This window comes from Micromonospora arida (genome assembly GCF_003857035.1).
Lineage (GTDB): Bacteria > Actinomycetota > Actinomycetes > Mycobacteriales > Micromonosporaceae > Micromonospora > Micromonospora arida.
Genome location: NZ_QGSY01000027.1, coordinates 1 through 3,479, shown reverse-complemented (window position 1 = coordinate 3,479; position 3,479 = coordinate 1). Strand labels below are relative to the sequence as shown.

Here is a 3,479-nt window from a genome sequence, read left to right as displayed (position 1 = left end):
GGGTTTGGTCTTCGCCGGCCAGGGCGGAGCGGAGGCGTTCCTTCTCGGTGCGGCGGCGCTCGGCTGCTTCGGCGATCTCCCCGGCCATCTCGTCCCGCCAACCGCGCAGCAGGAAGAAGGAGAGCGCGGCGGAGAACACCAACGCCAGCATCAGCTTCAGGAACACGTTCATGTCGACCAGCCAGAGGCCGCCCAGCACGGCGACGAACAGCCCGATCCGGCCCAGCGTGTACTTGAGCGCGGCGCTCACCTGCACCACTCCGTTCTCTCCGTCGCCCGCCACTGCCGGCGGAAGGGTCGAGCCGCCCGGCGGGCGGTCGTGGTCAGCCGGTCCGGCGGGCCAGCCAGCGGACACCCGGGAACCAGAGGGCCGCGTACGCCACTGTGAACGCCGCCGCCGCCAACGCGCCGGAGAGCAGCGGCGGCAACCCCGCGCCCAGCCCGGCGATCAGCAGCCCGGCGAACACCCCGACGGCGGCGGCGACCACCGCCGCCACCACCCGGGCCGCGCCGAAGTCCCAGGCCCGGAAGTCGTCCCAGAACAGCCAGGCCGGCAGGATCACCGCCAGCCAACCGTTCGTGTGCCCGAAGTCGCCGGCGCCGATCGAGGCGAACGCCCAGTCGAACAGCACCAACGCGAGCACGCCGATGACCAGGCCGGCCAGGCACACCCCGAGCAGGTCGCCCAGGGTACGGATGCGGCCCTCGGCGTCCCGGCGGGGAAAGCCACTCTGCTGCTCAGGTCCTCGTTGCTCGGTCATCGACTGCGAGGGTACGTGGTGGCTCAGGCCCAGACCTGCTGCGGCTCGGCACGCCGTTCAGCCAGCGACGGGGCCTTGTCGTACTCCCGGACCACGTTGTAGCGGGTGTCCCGCTCGACGGGCTGGAAGCCGGCGTCCCAGATCAGGTGCAGCAGGTCGTCGCGGTGCATGGTGTTCGGGGTGCCGTACGAGTCGGCGTCGTGGGTGATCTTGTATTCGACGACGGAGCCGTCCAGGTCGTCCACGCCGAAGTTCAGCGAGAGCTGAGCCACCGACAGCCCGTGCATCACCCAGAAGTTCTTCAGGTGCGGCACGTTGTCGAAGAGCAGCCGGGAGACGGCGAACGTCTTCAGCGACTCGGCCGGCGAGGCCATCGTGGTGCGCGCCTGGATCCGGTTACGGATCTTGCCGTCCGCCGAGTCGACGAAGTCGTGCTGGTAACGCAGCGGGATGAAGACCGCGAAGCCACCGGTCTCGTCCTGCAACTCGCGCAGCCGCAGCACGTGGTCGACGCGGTGCCGGGGCTCCTCGATGTGGCCGTACAGCATCGTCGCCGGGGTCTTCATGCCCTTGCTGTGTGCCAGCGCGTGGATGCGCGACCAGTCTTCCCAGTGGCAGGCGTGGTCGACGATGTGCTGCCGGACCTCCCAGTCGAAGATCTCCGCGCCACCACCGGTCAGCGACTCCAGGCCGGCGTCCATCAGCTCGTCGAGGATCTCGTCGGCGCTCAGGCCGCTGATCTTCTCGAACCACTGCACCTCGGTCGCCGTGAAGCACTTGAGCTTGACGTTCGGCAGCGCCGCCTTCAGCTCGCGCAGCACCTTCGGGTAGTAACGCCAGGGCAGCGTGGGGTGCAGGCCGTTGACGATGTGCAACTCGGTGAGCTGCTCGTCCTCCATCTCCTTGGCCTTGCGGACCGCCTCGTCGATGCGCATCGTGTACGCGTCCTTCTCGCCCGGCTTGCGCTGGAACGAGCAGTACGCACAGGACGCCGAACAGACGTTGGTCAGGTTGAGGTGCCGGTTGACGTTGAACATCACCCGTTCGCCGTTCAACTCGGTGCGCTTGTGGTGCGCCAGCCGCCCCAGCCAGGTCAGGTCGTCGCTCTCGTAGAGGGCGACCCCGTCCTCCCGGGTCAGCCGCTCACCGGCGTACACCTTCGCTTCGAGCTCACGCTTGAGTCCGGCGTCCATGGCACGTCCCTTCCACCTGCGGTCCGGATCGAGCGTACGTCGCGGTGCCGACGGGCCCGGCGGCACGGTCGCCGGCAGCGACCCACTTCACCAGACTCTCAGCCTCCCGTAACCCGGCAACGCATCGACAAGGGTGGCGAGGTGCGGTAGTAACAAGGTGGGGCGGAACACACACACTGGTACCGTCCCGGCGGTCGCGCCCACCGAGCGCGGCGACGAGTGGTTGGACGGGGAGCGGCATGGTCTACAGCGGGCGCGGGCGACGGCAGCGACGACGGAGCCCGGTGATCTCGCCGGTCCTGCGTCCGAAGCTCTGGGCCGCCCTGCTCGGCGCGATCGCCGCGGCCGTGCTGGCCACCCCCGCGTACGCGGAGCCCGGCGTGCCGACCACCGTGCCGGACACCGGTTCGCGCCCGGCGGTCACCGGCTCGCTTCAGCTGCCCGGCGGCGCGCCGGTCGCCGGCGTGCCCGCCACGCCGGTGGTCAACATCGGCAACGGCCCACTGGCCACCGCGATCTCCGCCGGTGAGACTCAGGTCGGCGCGCTCGGCGAGGCGTTGCTGGTGAGCCGGCAGAAACGCGTCGACGCGCAGGCGCAGGTCGACGCGGCCGGCAAGGCGCTGGCGACCGCGCAGGACACCCTGCTCCGGGCCCAGCAGGCGGCTGACACCGCCGCCTCCGAGGCCGTCAAGGCAGCCGCCGCACTGCCGCCGGGTGACCTCGCCCAGGACATCCGTGGGCTGAGCCGCCTCCAGGCGATCACCCGTGGCGAGAAGGTCGACGGCGGCACCACCGGCGTGGCCGGGGAGCTGTCCCGGGCCCGCGCCGGTGAGCAGGCCGCGTACCAGAAGCACACCCAGGCCAAGGATCAGCTCGCCGCCGCCGCGGCGGAGTTCACCGCCGGTGAGACGGCGCTCCGCACCGCCGAGGCGAGCCTGCTCAAGCTGCGCCGGGACAACGCCGCCGCGCTGATCGAGATCGAACGCCAGCAGGAGGCCGCCGAGCAGCAGATCGGCGCCGGCTACGTCTCCAACCAGAGCATCAGCGGCATGGCCGCACACCCCCGGGCACTGGCCGCGGTCCGGTACGCGCTCGCCCAACTCGGCGACCCGTACAAGTGGTCCGAGGAGGGGCCGAACCAGTTCGACTGCTCCGGCCTGATGTGGGCGGCGTACCGGTCCCCCGGCGCCGACTACTTCGACCTGCCCCGGGTCTCCCGCGACCAGTACGCCGCCACCCGGGGCCGCACGGTCCCGCAGAGCGCGCTACTCCCGGGCGACCTGCTCTTCTTCGCCTCGGGCAGCAGCTGGACGACGATCCACCACGTCGGCATGTACATCGGCAACGGCAAGATGGTGCAGGCGCCCACCACGGGGGACGTCGTCAAGATCTCGGTCGTCCGCTGGTCCCGGCTGTACGCCGCCACCCGTGTGATCGGCGCGGTGCCGGCACCGGTCGTGACCAATCCGACGCCGCCCGTCTCGCCCCCGAAGCCGACGCCCACCCCGTCGCCCACGAAGACGAC

At 70.9% G+C, this 3,479-nt stretch carries 4 protein-coding genes; 1 reads left to right on the top strand and 3 read right to left on the bottom strand.

The window, feature by feature from the left end; all coding sequences use genetic code 11:
* From DLJ58_RS00255 to mqnE, 3 genes are all read right to left on the bottom strand, one after another.
* On the bottom strand, positions 1-250 hold a 250-nt coding region (locus DLJ58_RS00255; RefSeq protein WP_148097952.1), incomplete at its 3' end, for a DUF4229 domain-containing protein.
* A 73-nt stretch (positions 251-323) separates the two neighbouring features.
* Positions 324-761: a hypothetical protein gene (locus tag DLJ58_RS00250; RefSeq protein WP_124853316.1), complete on the bottom strand. Its 438-nt coding sequence runs from the start codon at positions 759-761 to the stop codon at positions 324-326.
* A 23-nt stretch (positions 762-784) separates the two neighbouring features.
* A complete protein-coding gene (gene mqnE, locus DLJ58_RS00245; RefSeq protein ID WP_091395685.1) occupies positions 785-1,954 on the bottom strand; it encodes an aminofutalosine synthase MqnE in 1,170 nt (389 codons plus the stop codon).
* A gap of 239 nt (positions 1,955-2,193) precedes the next feature.
* On the opposite strand from mqnE, the gene DLJ58_RS00240 reads away from it, so the two are divergent.
* Positions 2,194-3,479 (top strand): C40 family peptidase (locus DLJ58_RS00240; protein ID WP_148097951.1); only part of this gene is annotated, 1,286 nt, incomplete at its 3' end.